At 27.4% G+C, this 19,844-nt stretch carries 23 protein-coding genes and 1 other RNA gene; 10 read left to right on the forward strand and 14 right to left on the reverse strand.

Going from position 1 to position 19,844, the window contains the following annotated elements:
• Nucleotides 1-8: 8 nt before the first annotated feature.
• The 4 genes from ACTG47_RS16955 to ACTG47_RS16970 all read right to left on the reverse strand — a co-directional run bounded on the left by ACTG47_RS16955 (nucleotide 9) and on the right by ACTG47_RS16970 (nucleotide 1,754).
• Nucleotides 9-749, reverse strand: a complete 741-nt coding sequence (locus ACTG47_RS16955; RefSeq protein WP_479925430.1) for a hypothetical protein — start codon at nucleotides 747-749, stop codon at nucleotides 9-11.
• Between the two features lie 66 nt (nucleotides 750-815).
• Nucleotides 816-1,046: a helix-turn-helix domain-containing protein gene (locus ACTG47_RS16960; RefSeq protein WP_021425779.1), complete on the reverse strand. Its 231-nt coding sequence runs from the start codon at nucleotides 1,044-1,046 to the stop codon at nucleotides 816-818.
• An 11-nt stretch (nucleotides 1,047-1,057) separates the two neighbouring features.
• A complete protein-coding gene (locus ACTG47_RS16965; protein WP_107612633.1) occupies nucleotides 1,058-1,495 on the reverse strand; it encodes a helix-turn-helix domain-containing protein in 438 nt (145 codons plus the stop codon).
• Nucleotides 1,496-1,553: 58 nt separating this feature from the next.
• Nucleotides 1,554-1,754, reverse strand: a complete 201-nt coding sequence (locus ACTG47_RS16970) for a helix-turn-helix transcriptional regulator (protein ID WP_479925431.1) — start codon at nucleotides 1,752-1,754, stop codon at nucleotides 1,554-1,556.
• Nucleotides 1,755-1,918: 164 nt separating this feature from the next.
• Here ACTG47_RS16970 and ACTG47_RS16975 point away from each other — a divergent pair, with 164 nt between their 5' ends.
• Nucleotides 1,919-2,236 carry a helix-turn-helix domain-containing protein gene (locus tag ACTG47_RS16975; RefSeq protein WP_107612637.1) on the forward strand — a complete coding sequence of 106 codons (318 nt, stop codon included), beginning with the start codon at nucleotides 1,919-1,921 and terminating at the stop codon, nucleotides 2,234-2,236.
• Nucleotides 2,237-2,281: 45 nt separating this feature from the next.
• Here the strand turns inward: ACTG47_RS16975 and ACTG47_RS16980 are convergent, their stop codons facing one another.
• Together ACTG47_RS16980 and ACTG47_RS16985 are read right to left on the reverse strand one after the other, a co-directional pair.
• Nucleotides 2,282-3,445 carry a type I restriction endonuclease gene (locus ACTG47_RS16980; protein ID WP_479925432.1) on the reverse strand — a complete coding sequence of 388 codons (1,164 nt, stop codon included), beginning with the start codon at nucleotides 3,443-3,445 and terminating at the stop codon, nucleotides 2,282-2,284.
• A gap of 167 nt (nucleotides 3,446-3,612) precedes the next feature.
• Nucleotides 3,613-3,750, reverse strand: coding sequence for a hypothetical protein (locus ACTG47_RS16985; RefSeq protein WP_479925433.1), 138 nt, complete (start codon nucleotides 3,748-3,750; stop codon nucleotides 3,613-3,615).
• Nucleotides 3,751-3,916: 166 nt separating this feature from the next.
• Between ACTG47_RS16985 and ACTG47_RS16990 the strand changes: the two genes are divergently transcribed.
• Nucleotides 3,917-4,138, forward strand: a complete 222-nt coding sequence (locus tag ACTG47_RS16990; protein WP_107612641.1) for a helix-turn-helix domain-containing protein — start codon at nucleotides 3,917-3,919, stop codon at nucleotides 4,136-4,138.
• A 47-nt stretch (nucleotides 4,139-4,185) separates the two neighbouring features.
• Nucleotides 4,186-5,364, forward strand: a complete 1,179-nt coding sequence (locus tag ACTG47_RS16995; protein ID WP_479925434.1) for a tyrosine-type recombinase/integrase — start codon at nucleotides 4,186-4,188, stop codon at nucleotides 5,362-5,364.
• 143 nt (nucleotides 5,365-5,507) lie between these two features.
• On the opposite strand, the gene ssrA is transcribed toward ACTG47_RS16995, so the two are convergent.
• Nucleotides 5,508-5,857, reverse strand: a transfer-messenger RNA (tmRNA) gene (gene ssrA / locus ACTG47_RS17000).
• Between the two features lie 157 nt (nucleotides 5,858-6,014).
• Nucleotides 6,015-6,470 carry an SsrA-binding protein SmpB gene (gene smpB / locus ACTG47_RS17005; RefSeq protein WP_169470052.1) on the reverse strand — a complete coding sequence of 152 codons (456 nt, stop codon included), beginning with the start codon at nucleotides 6,468-6,470 and terminating at the stop codon, nucleotides 6,015-6,017.
• Nucleotides 6,471-6,975: 505 nt separating this feature from the next.
• Between smpB and ACTG47_RS17010 the strand changes: the two genes are divergently transcribed.
• Nucleotides 6,976-7,803 (forward strand): AIM24 family protein, encoded by an 828-nt coding sequence (locus ACTG47_RS17010; RefSeq protein WP_169470051.1) that lies wholly within the window; start codon nucleotides 6,976-6,978, stop codon nucleotides 7,801-7,803.
• 480 nt (nucleotides 7,804-8,283) lie between these two features.
• On the opposite strand, the gene ACTG47_RS17015 is transcribed toward ACTG47_RS17010, so the two are convergent.
• The 5 genes from ACTG47_RS17015 to rnr all read right to left on the reverse strand — a co-directional run bounded on the left by ACTG47_RS17015 (nucleotide 8,284) and on the right by rnr (nucleotide 15,052).
• Nucleotides 8,284-8,928, reverse strand: a complete 645-nt coding sequence (locus tag ACTG47_RS17015) for an ABC transporter permease (protein WP_479925435.1) — start codon at nucleotides 8,926-8,928, stop codon at nucleotides 8,284-8,286.
• Nucleotides 8,858-10,084, reverse strand: a complete 1,227-nt coding sequence (locus ACTG47_RS17020) for an ABC transporter permease (RefSeq protein ID WP_479925436.1) — start codon at nucleotides 10,082-10,084, stop codon at nucleotides 8,858-8,860. Before ACTG47_RS17020 ends, ACTG47_RS17015 begins: the two co-directional genes overlap by 71 nt.
• A 48-nt stretch (nucleotides 10,085-10,132) precedes the next feature.
• Nucleotides 10,133-11,005, reverse strand: coding sequence for an ABC transporter ATP-binding protein (locus tag ACTG47_RS17025; protein ID WP_169470048.1), 873 nt, complete (start codon nucleotides 11,003-11,005; stop codon nucleotides 10,133-10,135).
• Nucleotides 11,006-12,086: 1,081 nt separating this feature from the next.
• On the reverse strand, nucleotides 12,087-12,578 hold the full coding sequence (locus ACTG47_RS17030; protein WP_479925437.1) for a YfbM family protein: 492 nt from the start codon (nucleotides 12,576-12,578) through the stop codon (nucleotides 12,087-12,089).
• A gap of 338 nt (nucleotides 12,579-12,916) precedes the next feature.
• Nucleotides 12,917-15,052, reverse strand: coding sequence for a ribonuclease R (gene rnr, locus ACTG47_RS17035; RefSeq protein ID WP_479925438.1), 2,136 nt, complete (start codon nucleotides 15,050-15,052; stop codon nucleotides 12,917-12,919).
• Between the two features lie 603 nt (nucleotides 15,053-15,655).
• Here rnr and ACTG47_RS17040 point away from each other — a divergent pair.
• The 6 genes from ACTG47_RS17040 (at nucleotide 15,656) to ACTG47_RS17065 (ending at nucleotide 19,411) form a co-directional block, all read left to right on the forward strand.
• Nucleotides 15,656-16,270, forward strand: coding sequence for a DNA alkylation repair protein (locus ACTG47_RS17040; RefSeq protein ID WP_479925439.1), 615 nt, complete (start codon nucleotides 15,656-15,658; stop codon nucleotides 16,268-16,270).
• Between the two features lie 17 nt (nucleotides 16,271-16,287).
• A complete protein-coding gene (locus ACTG47_RS17045; protein WP_479925440.1) occupies nucleotides 16,288-16,650 on the forward strand; it encodes a winged helix-turn-helix transcriptional regulator in 363 nt (120 codons plus the stop codon).
• Between the two features lie 108 nt (nucleotides 16,651-16,758).
• Nucleotides 16,759-17,256 carry a YbhB/YbcL family Raf kinase inhibitor-like protein gene (locus tag ACTG47_RS17050; protein WP_169470043.1) on the forward strand — a complete coding sequence of 166 codons (498 nt, stop codon included), beginning with the start codon at nucleotides 16,759-16,761 and terminating at the stop codon, nucleotides 17,254-17,256.
• A 251-nt stretch (nucleotides 17,257-17,507) separates the two neighbouring features.
• Complete coding sequence (locus ACTG47_RS17055; RefSeq protein WP_479925441.1) at nucleotides 17,508-17,882, forward strand: VOC family protein; 375 nt, start codon at nucleotides 17,508-17,510, stop codon at nucleotides 17,880-17,882.
• Nucleotides 17,883-17,885: 3 nt separating this feature from the next.
• On the forward strand, nucleotides 17,886-18,824 hold the full coding sequence (locus ACTG47_RS17060; protein WP_479925442.1) for an AEC family transporter: 939 nt from the start codon (nucleotides 17,886-17,888) through the stop codon (nucleotides 18,822-18,824).
• A 200-nt stretch (nucleotides 18,825-19,024) separates the two neighbouring features.
• A complete protein-coding gene (locus ACTG47_RS17065) occupies nucleotides 19,025-19,411 on the forward strand; it encodes a DUF3795 domain-containing protein (protein ID WP_479925443.1) in 387 nt (128 codons plus the stop codon).
• Nucleotides 19,412-19,579: 168 nt separating this feature from the next.
• On the opposite strand, the gene secG is transcribed toward ACTG47_RS17065, so the two are convergent.
• Entirely contained in the window at nucleotides 19,580-19,804 is a 225-nt protein-coding gene (secG, locus tag ACTG47_RS17070; protein WP_003421948.1) for a preprotein translocase subunit SecG, read from the reverse strand.
• Between the last annotated feature and the right edge of the window lie 40 nt (nucleotides 19,805-19,844).

Consider the following 19,844-nt stretch of genomic DNA (forward strand, 5'->3'; position numbering starts at 1 on the left):
ATTCCCTCCTAGAAAGATTCAAAATTTTTTAAGTTTAAATAACTTTTCCCTTGTTGTTTTAAATCTTTTAACTTTTTCTTTTTTTCACTTTTATATTTTAGGTACAACTGGTCATACTGCTTTCTGAACTTAGAAGCACTTAAAATATTTGTACACCAGAAACTATCGTTTTGGCAGAACCTAATTAGTTCTTGAACTTCTTCTAAATTTCTTTTATCTAATCTGAGAACATAATCAAATTCTTTTGACCAGTTTTGCAAGTTAGGCTCTTTTGCATTAGGATTATTTTTTCTTATATGCTTAAATAAAAACTCTGCTAGTCGATACTCGTTAGAGGTCTCGACATATAGTTTTTTATTCCTTATTCCTTGTTCCTTAATAAGTGGAGCGTCCAAGGTTCCTTCAAGGTTCGTCTTAGGTTCCTCAACATTGTAAACATTGCTATTTTCAACAGTTTCCAAGGTTCCTTTTAGGTTCTTTTTAGGTTCGTTTAAGGTTCCTAAAATAGCCTTTATTGATACAAGTTTTCCAGTAGCTGGTTTTGGATTTTTCCCCTTCACTCCCATTGAAATTTCAACGAATAATCCTTCATCAACAAACTTTTTCAATATTGTTTTTATCTTTTTTCTTCCTACTTTGAAGTCTTTTAGTGACTCTTCAATTTGCCTATCAGTATATTTAACAATCATGGTCTCAAGGTCACTTCTTAAATATAATTGATGATATACTAGTAATTCTTCTGGCGACATATCCAATGGAGAAAACATATATCTCATTGTTTACCACCTACTTATTAACATTTTCCACACATTATTTTAGAATTCGCCACCAATATTGTCTAAAAACCATTCATCAACTTTATCTCTTAAAATAAATATTTTTCTGCCCACTGTAAATGCAGGGAATCCTTTTATATGAGTCATTTCATATGAATTATTTATACCTATACCATATTCTTCGGAAAACTCTTTTACAGTCATCACCTTTTTAGATTTTTTAGTTTTAAAATTTACAACCTTTGTTTGCATATTTTCATTAACTTCCATAAAAATACCCCCTATTTTTTTGCAAATTTCAATGCTAATATAGCTTCAAATATAGCATCTAATTCTTTCATAGTAGTATTCCATACTATTTCTTCATGTTCTTCAATTACATCATCTTCAACTATGTCTATGAAATCATCTTCTTTTTTTAAGTAATCTTTGATTTCCTTATGTAACTTCAAAGTTATGCTTGAAAGACTTCTCAGTTCCAGTTTTGGTAAAAACATTACTCCCGCTTCTGTGGTCTTTCTAACATGCTCATAGCCTAAAAGACTGTTATTATATGTATAAACCATTTTGGCTACTATTGCATTTGGTGGTATTCTTTTATCATTTTCATATGCTCTTAAACTCTCTACTGATATATTTAGTAGCTCAGATGCTTTTTCTTGTGTTAGATTAGTGTTTTCTCTACTTAATTGATAGATGTTTTGGTATTTTTCAGACATTCAATTTCACCTCTATTTGTTATAAGCTTATATTGTAAACTACTTTTTTGCTTATATCTTATTTGTCATTTGCAAAAATTATTTTTTCTACTGTAGTATTAAAAAATTTCGCTATTTTAATTGCTCTCTTTAGAGAAGGAGTTCTTTCACCTGTTTCATACATTGCAATTGTACTATTACCAATATTTAATTGTTTTGCTAAATCTCTTTGAGTTAAATTATTTCTAATTCTTAAATCAGATAATCTTTCAGCTTTCATTTCGTGACCCCCTTTCATTTATACTCGCGTTTTGTAAGCTTAAATTTATTATACTTCTCTTAAGTGAGCTAGTCAAGTTATTTTTCACGTTTTGTAAGCAAATTTATTTTTATATATTTTTGCTCACTTTTTGTGATACAATGTCTTATAAACGAGGTGATTTTATGATAGGTAAAAAACTTGCTCAGTTAAGAAAAGATGCAGGTCTGAACCAACGTGATTTAGCTAAAAAGTTAAATATTGGTAATAGCACTTTAGCAATGTATGAATTAGATAAACGTGAACCAGATTTCAAAACATTAGAAAAAATAGCCGACTTTTTTAATGTGTCTGTAGATTATCTATTTGGTAGAACATCCTCAAAAGAAATAGAAATAGATGAGGATGTAAAAGAAATAACTGACATGATATTTGAACTTGATGAAGAAAGTAGAAAAGCAATTTTTCATATGCTTGATACTTTAATAAAGAAAAATAAATAAAAAAATACATTGATAAAATAATCAATGTATTTTTTTATTTATTTTTTAGTTTATATATTCCGATAATACATAATTTAACTCATCTTTCAGTTCTCTTATATCTATAATCTCATCCATACGATACTCTGTAGGCTCATCATTTTGATTTGGTAAAGATATTAGCTTATCAGAAGGAGTGAGCTTTATATTACATATCCATGACTTATCGTTATCTTTATATAGTACCTTTAGCCAATCTTTATCCTTCCTATATGTTATATCTTCTTTACATGAAAAATCTACCAAAATATCTTGTACTATATTAAAAGCTTCTTTTTCTTCCCTACTTATTTCTTGCAAATGCTCTTCTTTTGTAACATCTGTTTTTATGTCTTTTTTATGACATTCTTCATCTTTCTTTATTTTTTCTTTTTCAACTTTTTCTTTAGCTTTTTTTTCTGAATCCTCTTTTGATTTTTGTTCAGTCATTTTCTTTTTTTCATTTTCATTTTCTTCGTTATTACTTTCTAGTAATGTTTTCAATTTCTCATTCATAAAATCAGTCGCAAATTGTAGAATAGACCTTTTTACAATAGGTCTAAATTTTTCTACAACATTCTGTGTTTTTACACCATTATAAAAGTCATTTATTATAAATCGTACAAATTCATCAGATGGGTTCTCAAGCTGTTCATTTAATTGTTCTTTTATTAGATTAGTATATTTTGATTCAGAAGCTATATTAAAAACTACATCTATATCAAAATTTGTTTTTGCAAATTTTTTTAAGTGAGATATTTTATTTTCATCTATATCCAGTAAATTTATAGTCATAAATGGCTTTTCATCCATTATATTTTTTTCTTCTAAATCTGTAAAGAACTTATAAATTATTCCATTTGTAAGTATTGCAAATCTCGCCTCAGTAGCTGTAAAATATCTGAACAATTGTGCATCATGTTTTGTAAGCTTATCTTTTATATTCTTGGCTTCTATTAAAATAATTGGCTTGCCATCTTCTAGTATTGCATAATCGACTTTTTCCCCTCTTTTAACTCCAACATCTGCTGTATATTCTGGCATAAATTCTAATGGATTGAAAACATCATATTCTAAGATTTGAAAGAATGGCATTATTAATGCTGTTTTTGTTGCTTCTTCTGTACTTAAATTTCCTTTTATCACCTCTATTCTTTTACTAAATTGTTTTATTTTATCTGAAAAATCCACATAATCGCCTCCCCCTAAAAAATGCTTGGATTTATGGTTTGTTATTTTTATTATACAATAATTTTGTTTTAAATAAGAAAGATATGTCAATATATATTTCTGAATCGTTCGACAAAATAAAATACATTGACAATATGCCAATGTATTTTATGGAATATTTATTAAATTTAATAATGTAACTCTATTTCATCTCTTCTTTCTTCTGCGATTTTAATTACAAATTCTATAAAATAATCATAATCTTTCTTATTCATTTTTTTCAGCTCACTTATAGAAATGGCTTTTTTCTCCTTCTCTTTGCACATAAAATCACCCCTATTTTGATAAAAAAATTAAAATTGCTACTTTTAAATAATCTTATGCACATGAGTTATTTATACTTATATATTACCATATTTTACCATACCAAAAATATTCGTACGACGAATATTCTGACCTACTTCGACATATAATAATATTGGGTGACATCTAATGCTAAAACAAGCTAGAAAAGACAAAAACTTAACTCAAAAACAATTAAGTAAAATCGCTAATATTAGTCAAAGTTATATTTCACGCTTAGAACAAGATATTTTTATAAATAGTCCTACTATACGACAAATTATATCATTATCAAAAGCATTAGATATTAGTGCTTATAAATTATCAAATTATTTTATCGACAAAGAAAATGCGTATAATAAAAAAAGATAATTATGTAGTATAATAAATATAATTAATACTGTATAAGAGGTGACAAAATGGCAACTAAAAGAGCTAATGGCGAGGGGTCTATTGTTAAAAATATAAGAAATGGTATTCAAATAGGATGGCGTGCTTCTATAAGTATTGGTCGTGATGAAAAGGGCAAACTTATAAGAAAACAATTTACTGGAAAAACACAAAAAGAGGTAAAAGAAAAATTAGATATTTATAGGACAAAGATGCTCTTAGGCTCTATAGTCTCCGCTGATAAAATAACCTTTGAGGATTGGTTTTATACTTGGTTATTTGATTATAGAGCAAAAGATTTAAAACCTAAGTCTTTTGAAAGATATGAGGGCATTTATAGAAATTACATAAAAGATACTGAACTTGGAAAAATAAAATTAATAGACTTAAGAGCTACACATATACAAAGATATTACAATAAACTTATGGATATATATAATAAACCTGCATCAACAATTGTAACTCTAAATACAAGATTAAAACCTTGTTTAACAGAAGCAGAAAAACAAGGTTATATACAAAAAAATTATTGTAAAATGGTAACACTCCCCTCTGATAACAAGATAAAAGAAGTACAAATATTAAGTCTTGCTGACCAGAAGAAATTTATTGATAGCATTGATGGAGATAAGTTTGAAATACTTTTTCTTCTTGCTTTGAGTACTGGTTTAAGATTAGGGGAATTACTTGGTTTGAAATGGAGTGATATTAGTTTTGATGATGAGTCTTTAACTGTTAATAGAACTTTGCAACGAGTTACTGAAATAAATAAAGATGGAACTAGAGAAAAAAAGGTTATTGAACAGTATCCAAAGACTAAAAATTCTATAAGAACAGTTCCTATTCCAAGAAATATTTTAGTTAAATTAAAAAGACATAAAATACAACAAACAGAACAAAGATTATTGTTAGGTGATGCTTATGTAAATAATAATTATGTAATTTGTAATGATACAGGTCTTGCTTTAAACAATAATAGACCTGGTAAAATTTTAGATTCTTTGCTAAAAAAATTAAATATACCTAAAATTAAATTTCATGCTCTTAGACATACATATGCAACACGATTATTCGAGGCTGGTGTCCCTCCTAAGACTGTTCAGACGTTAATGGGTCATTATGATATAAGTATAACTATGGATATATATACACACGTTATGCACAATACCAAGCAAGATGCTGTTGATAAAATAAATGATATTTTTTGATAGAAATAAGGTATATTAAATTTTACCATTTTTAATCTAAATCCATGGTTGTGTGCTGATTGTGTGTTTTCCAACAAAACAAAAAGGATTACTTAGCCTAAAGCTAAGTAATCCCAGTCATTTCATCATTCTTTTTTCAAAATTGGTGGAGACGAGGGGAGTCGAACCCCTGTCCGTAAGTCTTTTCCTCGTTGCATCTACATGCTTAGCCAACTTCACTAATATCTCGCCTCACATAACGCCAAGTGGCAGGCTCTATGCTTAGCCAGTCCCAATTAATCTACTTTAAGTCGAGACACCCTTAAAGTAGTTCCCTGCATAATGACGTCCAGTCTTAGCCGGCAGGAGGACTAAGAGGGACGAGCAGCAACTAGGCTGCTATCGCGAAATTATCGTCTGCGTTTATTTTAAAGTTCCCCAGTTTTTACGTGACCCAGAGTAACACGACATGCAGCCTCAAGTTCCAAACCCACGTCGAAACCTTTACGCCCCCTTGAGTAGTTTATAGTCCAGTAGACTTTTCACAAACTTTATCACCATTTTTATTAAATTTTTAATGTATATATAATATAATACTTTTAAGAATAAAAATCAATGTTATGTTCTAGATAATAAAGAATTTTATTCTAAAAAATACACTTTTATCTAATTTAATACTTGCCTGTCATTTCTCTTTCTATACGTCTTTGTGCATCTTTCTTAGCCATATCTTGACGCTTATCATATAACTTCTTACCTTTTGCTAAAGCAATTTCTACTTTAACTTTACCATTTTTTAGATATAAACTAAGTGGTATAAGTGAATACCCCTTTATAGTAGTTGCTCCAATAAGTTTTCTTATCTCATGCTTATGAAGCAATAATTTTCTAACTCTTAAAGGATCCACATTGAATATATTTCCTTGCTCATATGGACTTATATGAACTTGTTTCAAAAATACTTCACTATTATCTACAGATGCGTATCCATCACTTAAGTTAACTTTACCTTGTCTTATTGATTTTACTTCTGTTCCTTTTAATTCAATTCCACATTCATAAGTTTCTTCTATAAAATATTCATGTCGTGCTCTTTTGTTTGTTGCTAATACTTTCTTACCAGCCATATAAATCTCACCTTCTTTGCTAGAAATTTCTTCAATCAATATTAAGAATTTACTAAATTTTTCATTCTACTAAATCATTTGACTAACCTGTATAATAACATATTTAGGAATTTTAGTCAAGATTACACTAATATATTAAGTTTCTTAAGTAATATAATAAATAATGAATCGAAATAAATAACAAGCCATATCAAATACATTCAATACCAAGCTAAATTTAATTCTAAACTCAATTTATTAACTTCAAAACAAAAACTACTCTATCTTTATCTTTTAACATACCCATAAAATATAATACCCACAAATAATAAATAATACTCAAAATATCCATTTAAATAATCACACTTACTTAAACAATACCACTTCAACTATAACCATCTTAAAATTTCTTAAAAGATATAAAAATTTTATGATAAAGTAGCCATTTTTCCAAAAAAAATGTAATATATAATTATATCTTGTAATATTTTAGAGATAAATCTTAACATAGTAGGGAGAAATTTGTATGGATTTAAGCAAAAAAGTAAGAATTTTAGAAAATGCATCAGATGGTAAAAGTGAATTTGAGATATTGGAATTTGAAAAACTTGAAGGCGCTTCTAGCCCAATGATGGCAATGGGATTATATTTTGCTAGAGAAGCTGGCTTAAGAGCTAGACAAATTAAGATAAAACTAAATAATTCATCAATAAAAACAGAAGCTGGTGCATTATATTATTATAAAGGAAATATATCTTCTGAAACTAAGATTGGTGGAGTTGGAGGTCTTTTCAAAAAAGGAATATCAGGAGCACTTACTAATGAATCAATGATGAAACCTGTATATAAAGGTACTGGTGAAGTTTACTTAGAACCTTCTTTTAGACATTATTTATTTATGAGTCTTGATAACGACTCAATAGTTGTTGATAAAGGATTATTCTATTGTTGTTCTGATACAATAGACGTAAAGGCATTTACACAAAAGAATTTCTCATCTGCTTTACTTGGTGGTGAAGGTTTCTTCCAAATAGAATTAAGTGGTACTGGTGTAATCGTTCTAGAATGTGTTGTCCCTCAAAGTGAAATTGTAGAGTATGAATTAAAAAATGGAGAAGAATTAAAGGTAGATGGCAACTTTGCAATAGCAAGAACATCTGGAGTTAATTTCTCTGTTACTAAATCAGATAAGTCTTTAATTGGTTCTGCTTTAAATGGTGAAGGTTTCTTAAATACGTTTACTGGTAATGGTACAGTATGGTTAGCACCAACTCAAGTAATGTACGAAAAATTAAGCTTTGGTTCAATGCCTACTAATGATAATATGAATAATAAAGTTTCTAGACAAAAATAGTAGTTTTATAAATACTTACTAAATCATTATGAAATTTATAAAATTGTTATAGGTTTTATTTGACTATCACTGTGAAATCATTATGAAATTTATAAAATTACTATCGGTTTTATTTGACTATCACTGTGAATCAATATAAAATTTATAAAATTACTATAAGTTTTATTAGATTATTATTGTAAAATCACCATAAAATTTATAAAATCAATATAGATTTTATTTGACTATCACTATGAATTCACTATATAAGTTATAAAATTACTATAGATTTTATTAAACTATTATTGTGAAATCACTATAAAATATAAATTTGAGAGCTTTTAATAAAATTCAATATATATATTCTTATACTAATAGATAAATACATCTATTTACATACATAAATATCAAATTATATCTTGTGTATATAAAAATAAACTTGTATTTCATAAATGTACTTTTTATTTCTATTACCTTCATTTTATTAAAGCTCTCATTTTATTACCTAACCTTCCTTTTTATAGGTTTTATCAATAGAGATATGATTATCAACACTACACTTCCAGATATCAACCAATGTTTTTCATCAAAACTGCCTTGACTCATAGACATTATAAAAAAATTTCCAACATACTTATCTTTAGTCATCATATTTAAAATTAAATATCCTATAGACACCATATATCCAATGATTGTATTGTTAAATAAATTCGAAAAAAACATTCCCAAACTTCCAACAAACATAGCTGATGCAAAACTTCCAACAATATACTCAGTTACTGGAAAATCCCCATCTAAATATATTAAAATATTTACAAAACCTATGATTAAAACAGCTATACTTATAATTGACATCAGTATTCTAATTAATTGTACAACAACTTGAGATAATGTTTTTGATGATACTATCTCATCAATCTCTTTTGATTGTTCTAGTGAAAATATAGGTACCAACATTATTATTCCTACTATTACAACATAATTTTCTAGGCAGATGGCTGCTGAAATTCTATCTAAATTAGCTACTCCTTGTATTAGAGGAATCAAACATAACAATATAATTGAACATATCAAATTAATTAAAGTGCTTAATTTGAAGTTTTCTTTTATTAAAAGTAAACAGTTTTGAAAACTTTGACCCAACATCAAGATTCCCCCTTCTTTTTTGCTCATATAAGAATATAGTTAATAAGACAATCACTAATGCACCTAGACTCATCATAAGCCTATTACTCATAATTTGATTAAAGTTTTGTGCAACAATATTCCCACTCAGCACACTATTATGTCTTATCATTAACCCCATTGTTGGATAATCACCTTTAAGACCTGTAGAATTTATACTGTAAAACCACCAAGTTAATTGAACAATAATTGCTATTGGTGTATCTGTTAATATAGTAAGGCTCATACCTATAGCTGTAGTTATCATAAGTGTTGGAAGTAGCCACCATATTGTATATTTTATAAATGCTAAATTATCAACTGATATCCCTTCATTTTTGCCAAATGAAATCAAAGGAAGCAAATCTTTTATACCTAAAATTAATACTGGTAATAACATCATAAAAACAAGTGCAAAATATCTTGATAAAACTATTTTGTATGACGATACTTGTTTTGAATAAATAATTTCCCTCATTCTTGAACGTTTATCTTTAAGTGACATGAAAACTGCCACAAATACTGGAAATATACTTAAAACTATACCCATGTAATCACAAAAAAGTCTTGCATACCCATTACTAACTTTATCTTTTTGTATCGTATAGTTATAATTCTGCATTGCTTCATTATAAGTAATTGGAATCACTCCAAATCTTTGCAATTTATCAAAGGCATATGCAGACCCTCCACCTAAAATACCATCTACTTTTTGCATTATTTCTTCAAATCTTCCAATAGATATTCTTGAATAATCTGTTTTGATGCTATCTCCATTTTTCCATAGTGAATTTATTTCCTCAATACTTCTGCCAGTTATCTCTTCTATATATTCTTCTATAGTCTTAGTTTTATTTTGGTCCAATTTTATAGATTTAGCTATTCCTGTTGGATATGTTGTATATGAGTTTTCTTGATATTCTCTAATTAAATTTATAGTTGCATTTGGAATGACTTCTTCTGTTTTCATAGATTCTTTTTGACCATATGGATACTGATTGTGTATAGAATAATATTCCTCAATATTTTCTACCCTTTGAGGAGCAACTAATGGATTCCCATCAGTGGGAACATTTTTACTTATATCTTTAGAAACTGAACCACCAAGTTGAGAAACATAGAAAGATAATAAAAACATAATATACTATACTTTTTAATATATTTTTACATTCTTTTACAAATAGATTCATATCTTCTCTCCCCCCATTAGAAGCATATAGCCATCTTCAATAGTTGGATTGCATTCTACTGCATTTTCGAAAGGTTTATCATCTGATATGACCCTAAGTATAGCCTTTCCACCTTGGGTTAACATACCTATAACTACAAATCTACTTTTTATATTTTCAATATCTTTTTTATCTACTTCAATACTATATACTTTTCCTTCAGCTAGTTTTGCTAATGCCTCAGTAGAGCCATTGTATATAACTTTTCCACTATCTAATATAGCCACATTTTCACATGTAGCTTCTATGTCTCCAACAATATGTGTTGATAATATAATAATTCTATCATTTGCAATTTCGCATAATAGATTTCTAAATCTTATACGTTCTTCTGGGTCAAGACCTGCTGTTGGTTCATCTACTATTAAAACTCTTGGATTATGAATTAGCGCTTGTGCTATACCAAGCCTTCTATTCATACCTCCAGATAAAGACTTTACCTTAACATTTTGATGATTAGTAAGGTTTACTTTACTTAATAACTTGCATATAATTTTTCTTCTTTTTCTTAGTGGTATATTCGATAAAACTGCTAAATAATCCATTGCCTTATATACTGTCATATTGGGATACATTGAAAAATCTTGTGGTAAATACCCAACCATATTCCTAATATCTTTAGTATTCTCAATAGGAACTCCACACATATCTACTGAACCTTCTGTTTTGGATAACAGAGTAGCTAAAATTCTCATAAAAGTCGTTTTTCCTGCTCCATTTCTTCCTAAAAGCCCAAACATTCCACTGTCAATTTCAAGATTTATACTATCAAGAGCACTTTTTGTCCCAAATCTCTTACTAAGGTTAGACACTGATATTTTCGTTTCCATATATAAATACACCTCCAGAAATAGTTTTATAGAATTGTGTTTCTATAAACTTTTTATTGTATTTTCATAATAAATTCTAAAACTTAAGATATTGTTTATAAATTTCTAAATTTTTCCTAAAGATTTTAATTTTGCTACTTTTAATTAAAATATCTATATTTTTAATTTTTACTTATTTTATTTGTGAATCCATTTTATATAATAAAAAGATATGGTGGATGGCTAAAAGAATTATTTATAATGGATAGCTTTCAATGTGATGGTAAGTTGCTATAACGGAAAAATATTGTAGATAACTAAAAAAATTATTGGATATAAGAGATTAGCTTCAAAAGATAGTTGATTTACATAGTGAAAAATAAGATAAGTATACAAAAGAATTGTTGGATATAAGAGATTAGCTTCAAAAGATAGTTGATTTGCATAATGAAAAATAAGATAAGTATACAAAAGAATTGTTGGATATAAGAGATTAACTTCAAAAGATAGTTGATTTGCATAATGAAAAAATAAGATAAGTATACAAAAGAATTGTTGGATATAAGAGATAAATTTTTTAAAAAATTAATTCACATAATAAAAAAATATAATATCTAATTAAAAGAATTATTTAATATAATAAGTTAGCTTCAAAAATAAATCGAGTCACATAATGAAAAAATATTATAGATATACAAGAGAATTATAGGACACAATAGATAAATTTCAAAAATATAGTAGATTCAAAAATATAATTAAAAAATCCTCTATTTTATCAATTGAATTAGAATCTGAAAGATTATTAAATGCCTATTGTAGACTCATATATTTCAGAATCATATTATATATTCTGTTCTAAGAAATATTTATCACATACTTACATCCTAATGATACTAACTTAGGATAAATCATTTAGCCTTTTAAGATAAATAAAATATATGTAGCTACACACCTCAAGAATCTAAAAATAATTGATGTATTTTAAAGTGCTACTATTAAATAAATAATTAAAAGGCTAATATGTACCTTCCATTATAAAATCATACTTCCTCATGTCTAAGATATGTAAATATATTAATTGTTCATAGTTTTCTAGTAATCATCACATTATATAAAATATTGCTGCTTGTCTCTCATTAGCAGCTTCTTCTATAAACTTTTTAAGTTCAATTAAATTTGCCCAGACATAATCAAAAAACTCTTCTTCATTCTCATCATCCATAACAGGGTAAATATTATTTTCTAACATCTCACTAATATTAAATTTTTCTCTAAACTTCTGTTCTTCCAAACTGTCCATTGCTTCTGATAGCTTCTTTACATCATCAGCAGTAATCAGCATTGCAGGAGGTTCTCCATCAATCTCCATAAATACATTTCCACTCATTACTAGTTTGCTAAATATATTATCATCCTCTCCTCCAAATGGACAACCTGTTAAAGTAAAGTGAATAGCATGCCATGCTTTATCAATACTGATAGTATTATCTTCATCCATATCTCCAAAAACAAGGCCTTGTAAGTTATCTTCTGCTTGTTGTAATTTCAAAACATTTTCTTCACTTATTCTAATATAACATCCTATCATACCCATAATTCTATTCCTCCTAAGTAGTGTTTTTTTTATTTTAACACTAAATTTATATAAAGTAATATATTGTTATAAATTAAATAAAACAAAAATTTATGTAGAACAAAAAAATAAGTGCATCTCAAGTTTTAAATGATACACTTATTTTATATTAAAAATTTATTTTCTAAATATCTGTTTTTAACTAAGTATTTTTATATTACCTATTTTCATTAAATACTTTCATATTATCTATTTTCATTAAATATTTTCTAACTACTAATTTTCATTGAGAATTAAGTATTATAAATTTAGTTATACCATAAATACACAACTTCTCATATCTATTTTAGATGTTTTACTTATTCCTCTATTTTTTCAACTATTTCAAAATCAATTTCTTTAAAGTCTACATTTACACCCTCAACTTTTATCTTAACTAAATCACCTATCTTATATGACTTCTTAGTTCTTTCTCCTACAACACTATAAGAACTCTCACCATAAATATAATAATCATCATTCATATTTGCAAGTCTTATCAATCCTTCTATAGTATTATCTAGCTCAACAAATATTCCAAATGAAGTTACACTAGACACAACACCTTCAAACTCTTGACCAACTTTATCCTTCATATAAAGAGCCTTATAGAAATCATGTACATCCCTTTCAGCCAATTCTGCTTTTCTTTCTTTTTCAGATGATTGAACAGATGCATAATCCACTATAGTAGTAAGCTGTTCTTGTCTCTTTCCACTTATCTTATTATTTAAAGATTCTTTTATTATTCTATGAATTTGAAGGTCAGGATATCTTCTTATCGGTGAAGTAAAGTGGCAGTAGAATTTAGCAGCTAATCCAAAATGTCCACTACATTCTGGTGAATACTTGGCTTGTTTTAAAGAACGAAGCATTATAGTACTAATAGCACCTTCCTCTTTTTTGCCCTTTATCTTCTCTATTATGCCTTGTAATGCTTTTGGATGTACTTCTTCTTTATCACCTTTTATTACATATCCAAATGTAGATATAAACTTACTTAATTCTTCCATTTTTTCCAAAGATGGTGTCTCATGTATTCTATACACAAATGGTATCCCCATCCAATAAAAATGTTCTGCAATTGTTTCATTACTTATAAGCATAAATTCTTCTATTATTTTATTAGATATTCTTCTTTCATATGGCTTTATATCTGCAACTTCACCTTTTCCATTTAGAATTATCTTTGCTTCTGGGAAATTGAAATCTATAGCCCCTCTTTTTTCCCTTCTTGACATAAGAATTCTAGCTAAAACCTCAGCATTCTTAAAGTCATCTGCAACATGTTCAAAAGTCTGTTTAAGTTTTTCATCATCTTTCTCTAATATGTCAGATACTTCTGTATAGGTCATTCTAGCTTTTGAATTTATTATAGATTCACATATCTCATGTTTAACTACATTTCCTTTATGGTCTATTTCCATAAATATAGAAAGAGTTAACTTATCTTCAAATGGATTTAAACTACATACCCCATTTGAAAGAGTCTTTGGCAACATTGGTATTACTTTATCTACTAAATAAACTGATGTAGCTCTTTTTAAAGCTTCTTTATCAAGTTTATTTTTTTCTCTTACATAGTGTGTAACATCAGCTATATGAACCCCTAATTTAAAGTTTTTATTAGGTAGTATTTCTATTGATATAGCATCATCTAAATCTTTTGCGTCATCTCCATCTATAGTAAATATGTTTAAATCTCTTAAATCTCTTCTTCTTTTTAGCTCTTCTTGAGGAATTTCAACAGCTACAGCCTCAGCTTCTTGCAACACTTTCTTTGGAAACTCTTCTGGCAAACCATGTTCTCTTATTATAGAATCTATTTCTACGCCTCTTTCACCTTTTTGACCTAGTATCTCTATAATTTTTCCTTCTGGTTTTCTATCCTCTTGTGGCCATACTGTAATTTCACATACTACTTTATCATTATCTACTGCTCCACTAAAATGTTTTTTAGGTATATATATATCTTTAGTAAATTTCTTGTTATCTGGTGTCACAAATCCAAAGGTTTTGCTTGATTGAAAAGTACCCACTATTCTAGTTATCTCTCTCTTTATAACTTTTACTATTCTTCCTTCAGCTCTCTTTTCTTCAGTCGCAGGCACAACTATTTCTGCCATAACTCTATCGTTATGCATAGCTCCATTTATATTGTCACTTGAGATAAATAAATCTTGTGTATACTCAGCATCAGACTCCACAAACCCAAATCCTTTTTTATGTGCTATAAATTTTCCAACAAAATATCCCATTTGATTTGGAGATATTATTTTTCCTTTCTTAGTAAAACTTATATAACCATCTTCTTCTAATTCATTTAAAAAATTATAAAACATTGGCATTTCTGATGAATGTATATCAAAAATTTCTGCTAATTCTTCTTTTTTTAGAGGATTATATGCACTTTCATTTATTAATCCTAGCAAACTCTCTTTAAGTCCTGGTATCATTTTTCCCTCCTATTTTAATCTTTCATTATATTATTTATTGTTTATATTACATTACCCTTTATATTCTTTAGAACAAAACTTTTTTATTAATTACATATGACTTTTTATACTTTTTATTATTCCTACAAGCTAAATTACTTATTTATATTTTAGTATTATTATAAATTGTAAAGTAATAACTTAAAACACTATTATGATGATTCTTTAAAAATAAATTATCTGTATAAATGTCATTATGATTGTTTAAATTACTATTTATCATCTACTTTATCACCTAATTATACACTATCATATAAGATTGGTAAAATATTCATCTCATATAAGTATTACTATATAATAATTTATTCTATTAGTATACTCAAATCATGTAAAATTTATATAACTCAATTAATTTTTTAAACACAACTTCATAATATAAAACTCTTAATAAAAGTAAATTTATATGTTAAATTAGGTTGATTTTTTATTATTTTTTATTTATGCTAGTACTAAAGACTTGCAAACGTTTTTTGACAAGTCTTTATTTTATCTAAACTAAACAAACTTTTTTTTACAAATAAATACATGAAATTTAAACTAATCTACTTATTGGAGGAGATAAAATTGGAAGAAGTAATTGCAAAAATTATTACTATAGAAAATGGCTTTAAAGAAATTGAAACTATAGCTAAAAAGATTGTAAAGAATAATGAATCAAAAAAATGTTATTATCTGTCAATCTACTTATATAGATCAGAATACTATCAAGTAAGAGAATTGGCAGTGTTTATACTTGGCTTTATATCAATAACTATTTCTGAAGCTTTGTTATTTTTAAAAGATAATGTGAGTAAAGATGAAAACTGGAGAGTACAAGAAATACTAGCTAAATCATTTGATTATTATTGTAGCCAAGTAGGATATGAAAAAGCGCTTCCTGTGATAAAAGAATGGATTTATTCTGACAGTCCAAATATAAAAAGAGCTGTCACAGAAGGGCTTAGGATTTGGACCAATCGAGATTATTTTAAATCTAATCCTGATGCCGCTATATCTATACTTTCTAGTTTGAAAGATAATGATAGTGAATACTTAAGAAAATCGGTTGGTAATGCTCTTAAAGATATAAGTAAAAAATATCCCGATTTAATAAAAAAAGAATTAGATTCATGGGATATCTCAAATAAAAAAGTTGAGTTTGTATATAAGCTTGCTTCAAAGCGTATATTAGCAAAATAAATTGGAGGTGACCTTATTTGAAACTTCGTGATGAATATACTTGCCCCTTAGAGTTAACACATGATATGATAAAAGGCAAATGGAAATCTATTATATTATGGAGATTACGTATGGGACCTACTTCCTTATCAAAACTTGAGAAAGAGATTAATGGTATTAATCAAAAAATGTTGCTTGAACAACTTAAAGAATTAATCGAGTTTGGTCTTGTAGATAAAAAGACATATGATGGTTACCCACTTAAGGTTGAATATTCACTTACACCTATTAGAGGAAAACAGATGTTAGATGCTTTAGCTATAATGCAAGATATAGGAATTAACTTTATGCTTGATAATGGGATGGAAGATGTCCTTAAGGAAAAGGGTATTTTGAAATAAATAGATACACACAAAAAAGTAAGTAATTTACCATTATTTTCAATTAGTATATAATTAAATTATAGAAATATTCTATTAATTTATTATATATTTAGGAGGTAAATTATTATGAAAGTAACTAGTACTGGTATAGTAAATGGTGTTATAGAAGATAAATATGGAAAAAGAGGAACTCAATTCAATGAAGGTGGTATGCCTACATACTCATTACCTCTAAAGTTTGAAGATGCTCCAAAGAATACAGTATCCTTTGCTATATTTTTAGAAGACAAAGACTCTGTCCCTGTATGTGGATTCGCGTGGATACATTGGTTAGCTATAAATATAACAAGAGATGAGTTAAAAGAAAATGAAAGTATAACAGCTACTGATTTTGTTCAAGGAACTACTAGCTGGCATGGTAAACTAGGAGGTCTTGATAGATTAGAAGCCAGTGTATATGGTGGTATGGCACCTCCAGACAGACCTCATGTTTATGAGATACATGTATTTGCACTTGATACTATTCTTGACCTTGAAAAAGGATTCTATATGAATGAGTTTTTCAAAGCTATTGATGGACATGTTTTAGAGACAGTTACATTAAAAGGAAGTTATTCTAATTAATTAGATTACTATAGCTAATCATTAATTAAATGCCTACATTTGATTAATGATTAGCTTAATTGTTATTAGAATATTTTTTATATTTTAATTAACAGATTACATTAAATTCTACAATTTGCATAAAATTCAACACTCTACATGAAATTCAATAATCAATATAAAATTAGACAATCAATATAAATTGTATTAGTTTATACAATGAAACAAATTTATGTTAAGTTTATCAATTTATAAAATTTTAAGGAGTTGTTATGATAAAGAAAATAGACCATGTAGTAATTACTACTAATAATATAGAAAATTGTATCAGATTTTACACCAAACTTGGTTTTACATTTAAGGAAATGAATAAAAGATATGAACTTTATGCTGGAGATTTCAAGATAAATGTCCATATAAAAGGTCATGAACTTTCACCACATAGCAAAAATATACAAACAGGTAGTGCTGATTTATGTTTTGAAATAAATGAGAATATTGATGAGACAAAAAAATACTTAGAACAAAATGATATTCAAGTTGAACAAGGAATTGTAGAACGTACAGGAGTCTTAGGTAAAATGAAATCCATTTATTTAAGAGACCCTGATGGAAATTTAATTGAATTATCGAGTTATGGGGAATAGACTTTGGAAAATTTAATTCTATCAGTAAATGTTGTTCTTCCTTTGTTTCTCACAATGTCACTTGGATATGTTCTAAAAAAATTAGGTTTATTTGATGAACATACCTTAAATAAAATGAATAATATTTGTTTCAAATCTTTCTTGCCATTATTATTATTTTTTAACATATATAACACAGATTTAAATGGCTCTCTTAATTTTAGACTTATGGTTGTGGCTGTTATAATCATTTTTTCAACCTTCTTAATCCTAGTTTTTATTATCCCTAAAATTGAAAAAGATAATAAATCAAGAGGTGCATTAATACAAGGTATATTCCGTAGCAATTTCGTTATATTTGGTATACCTGTAACAATTTCACTATTTGGAGATAAGAGCATTGGAGTCACATCTTTATTAATTGCAGTCATTGTACCTATGTTTAACGTATTGTCTGTTATAATACTTGAAATTTTTAGAGGTGGTAAAGTAAATATAAAACATATGATTAAAGGTATTATAACAAATCCACTTATAATAGCTTCTGCAATAGGCCTTATCATGTTAATTTTAGATATCAATATTCCTACATTTTTACATAAGACAATTGGAGATATATCCAAAATTGCAACACCTTTATCTCTTATAATCCTCGGAGGCTCTTTTAGTTTTTCTTCTATAAAGGGACATACAAGACCTATTGTATTTGGGGTATGTGGAAGACTTATACTTGTACCTACTATATTCTTGCCAATTAGTATTCTTCTTGGATTTAGAAATGTAGAATTAGCTTCGCTTATGATAATGTTATCTGCTCCAACTGCAGTTTCTTCATTTACAATGGCACAACAGATGGATTCTGATAGTGAACTAGCTGGTCAAATTGTAGTGTTTACCTCTGCATTCTCTATAATTACAGTATTTTTAATAATATTTATTTTAAAACAGAATAATCTTATTTAAACTAATCCTATCTAAATATTTGGATTTACTTATTAAATGTTCAAATTTGCTTATATGATATTTTATAGTTGTATGCTTTTACTTCTACATCATATTTACGATATAAGCCTTAATGAAGATTATTTTATAAAATATTATGAAAGTGTTATTTATATTTACAAAATATTAGCTATACTATAAAACTTAATGGAGATGATTTTATGAAACCTTATGAAAATACTGCTGCTATTTGTGGCTTATTTTGTGGCACTTGTCCTGAATACCCTAAAAACTGTCATGGTTGTCTCTCAGATAATGTCAACGTTGAATGTTCAATTTGTGACCACGGATTTAGAGATTGTGCAGAATTAAATAATGTTACACGATGTTATGAATGTGATAAATTCCCTTGTGATAGATTACATGATTTTAAAAACAAACATATTGTTAACGGAATTTACCATCATAAAAATGTTATTAATAATCTACAGTATATGAAAGAAAATAGTGTTCCCAAATGGATTGAAAAACAAATCACTGAAAGTACTTGTCCAAATTGTAATAAACTAATTTTCTGGTTTGATAAAGATACGCATAAATGTAAATAATTAAAATACCTAACTTAATCTTTAAAATAAAAACAGGACTAACAATATAAAATTATTAGTCCTGTTCTTATTTTTTTACTTTACGTACTTTCATTAAAAACTAAATTTAATTTTTAAATATTTTCCAAATGCACTAATTAAATAATGGCCAGTTATTCAACAATATCATTACTTCTTAACTATAAGTAATGCCAATGCATTTATAAAAAATAATACTGCTGTTATCTTTGTAACTCTAGCAAGAAATGCTTGTTTCCCTTTTGGTTTAAAGTAAGCTTGACTTCCTTCTCCACCAAACTCTGAAGGCAAAGCATTCTTTGAATCTTGAGGCATTATGCTAATTACTAGTAAAATCCCTAGTACTACTTGCACACCCATTAAAATGTTGCTCATTATTGCCCCTCCTATCTATTTATTACTTAAATTTCATTAC

This window comes from Clostridioides sp. LIBA-6622 (genome assembly GCF_056716095.1).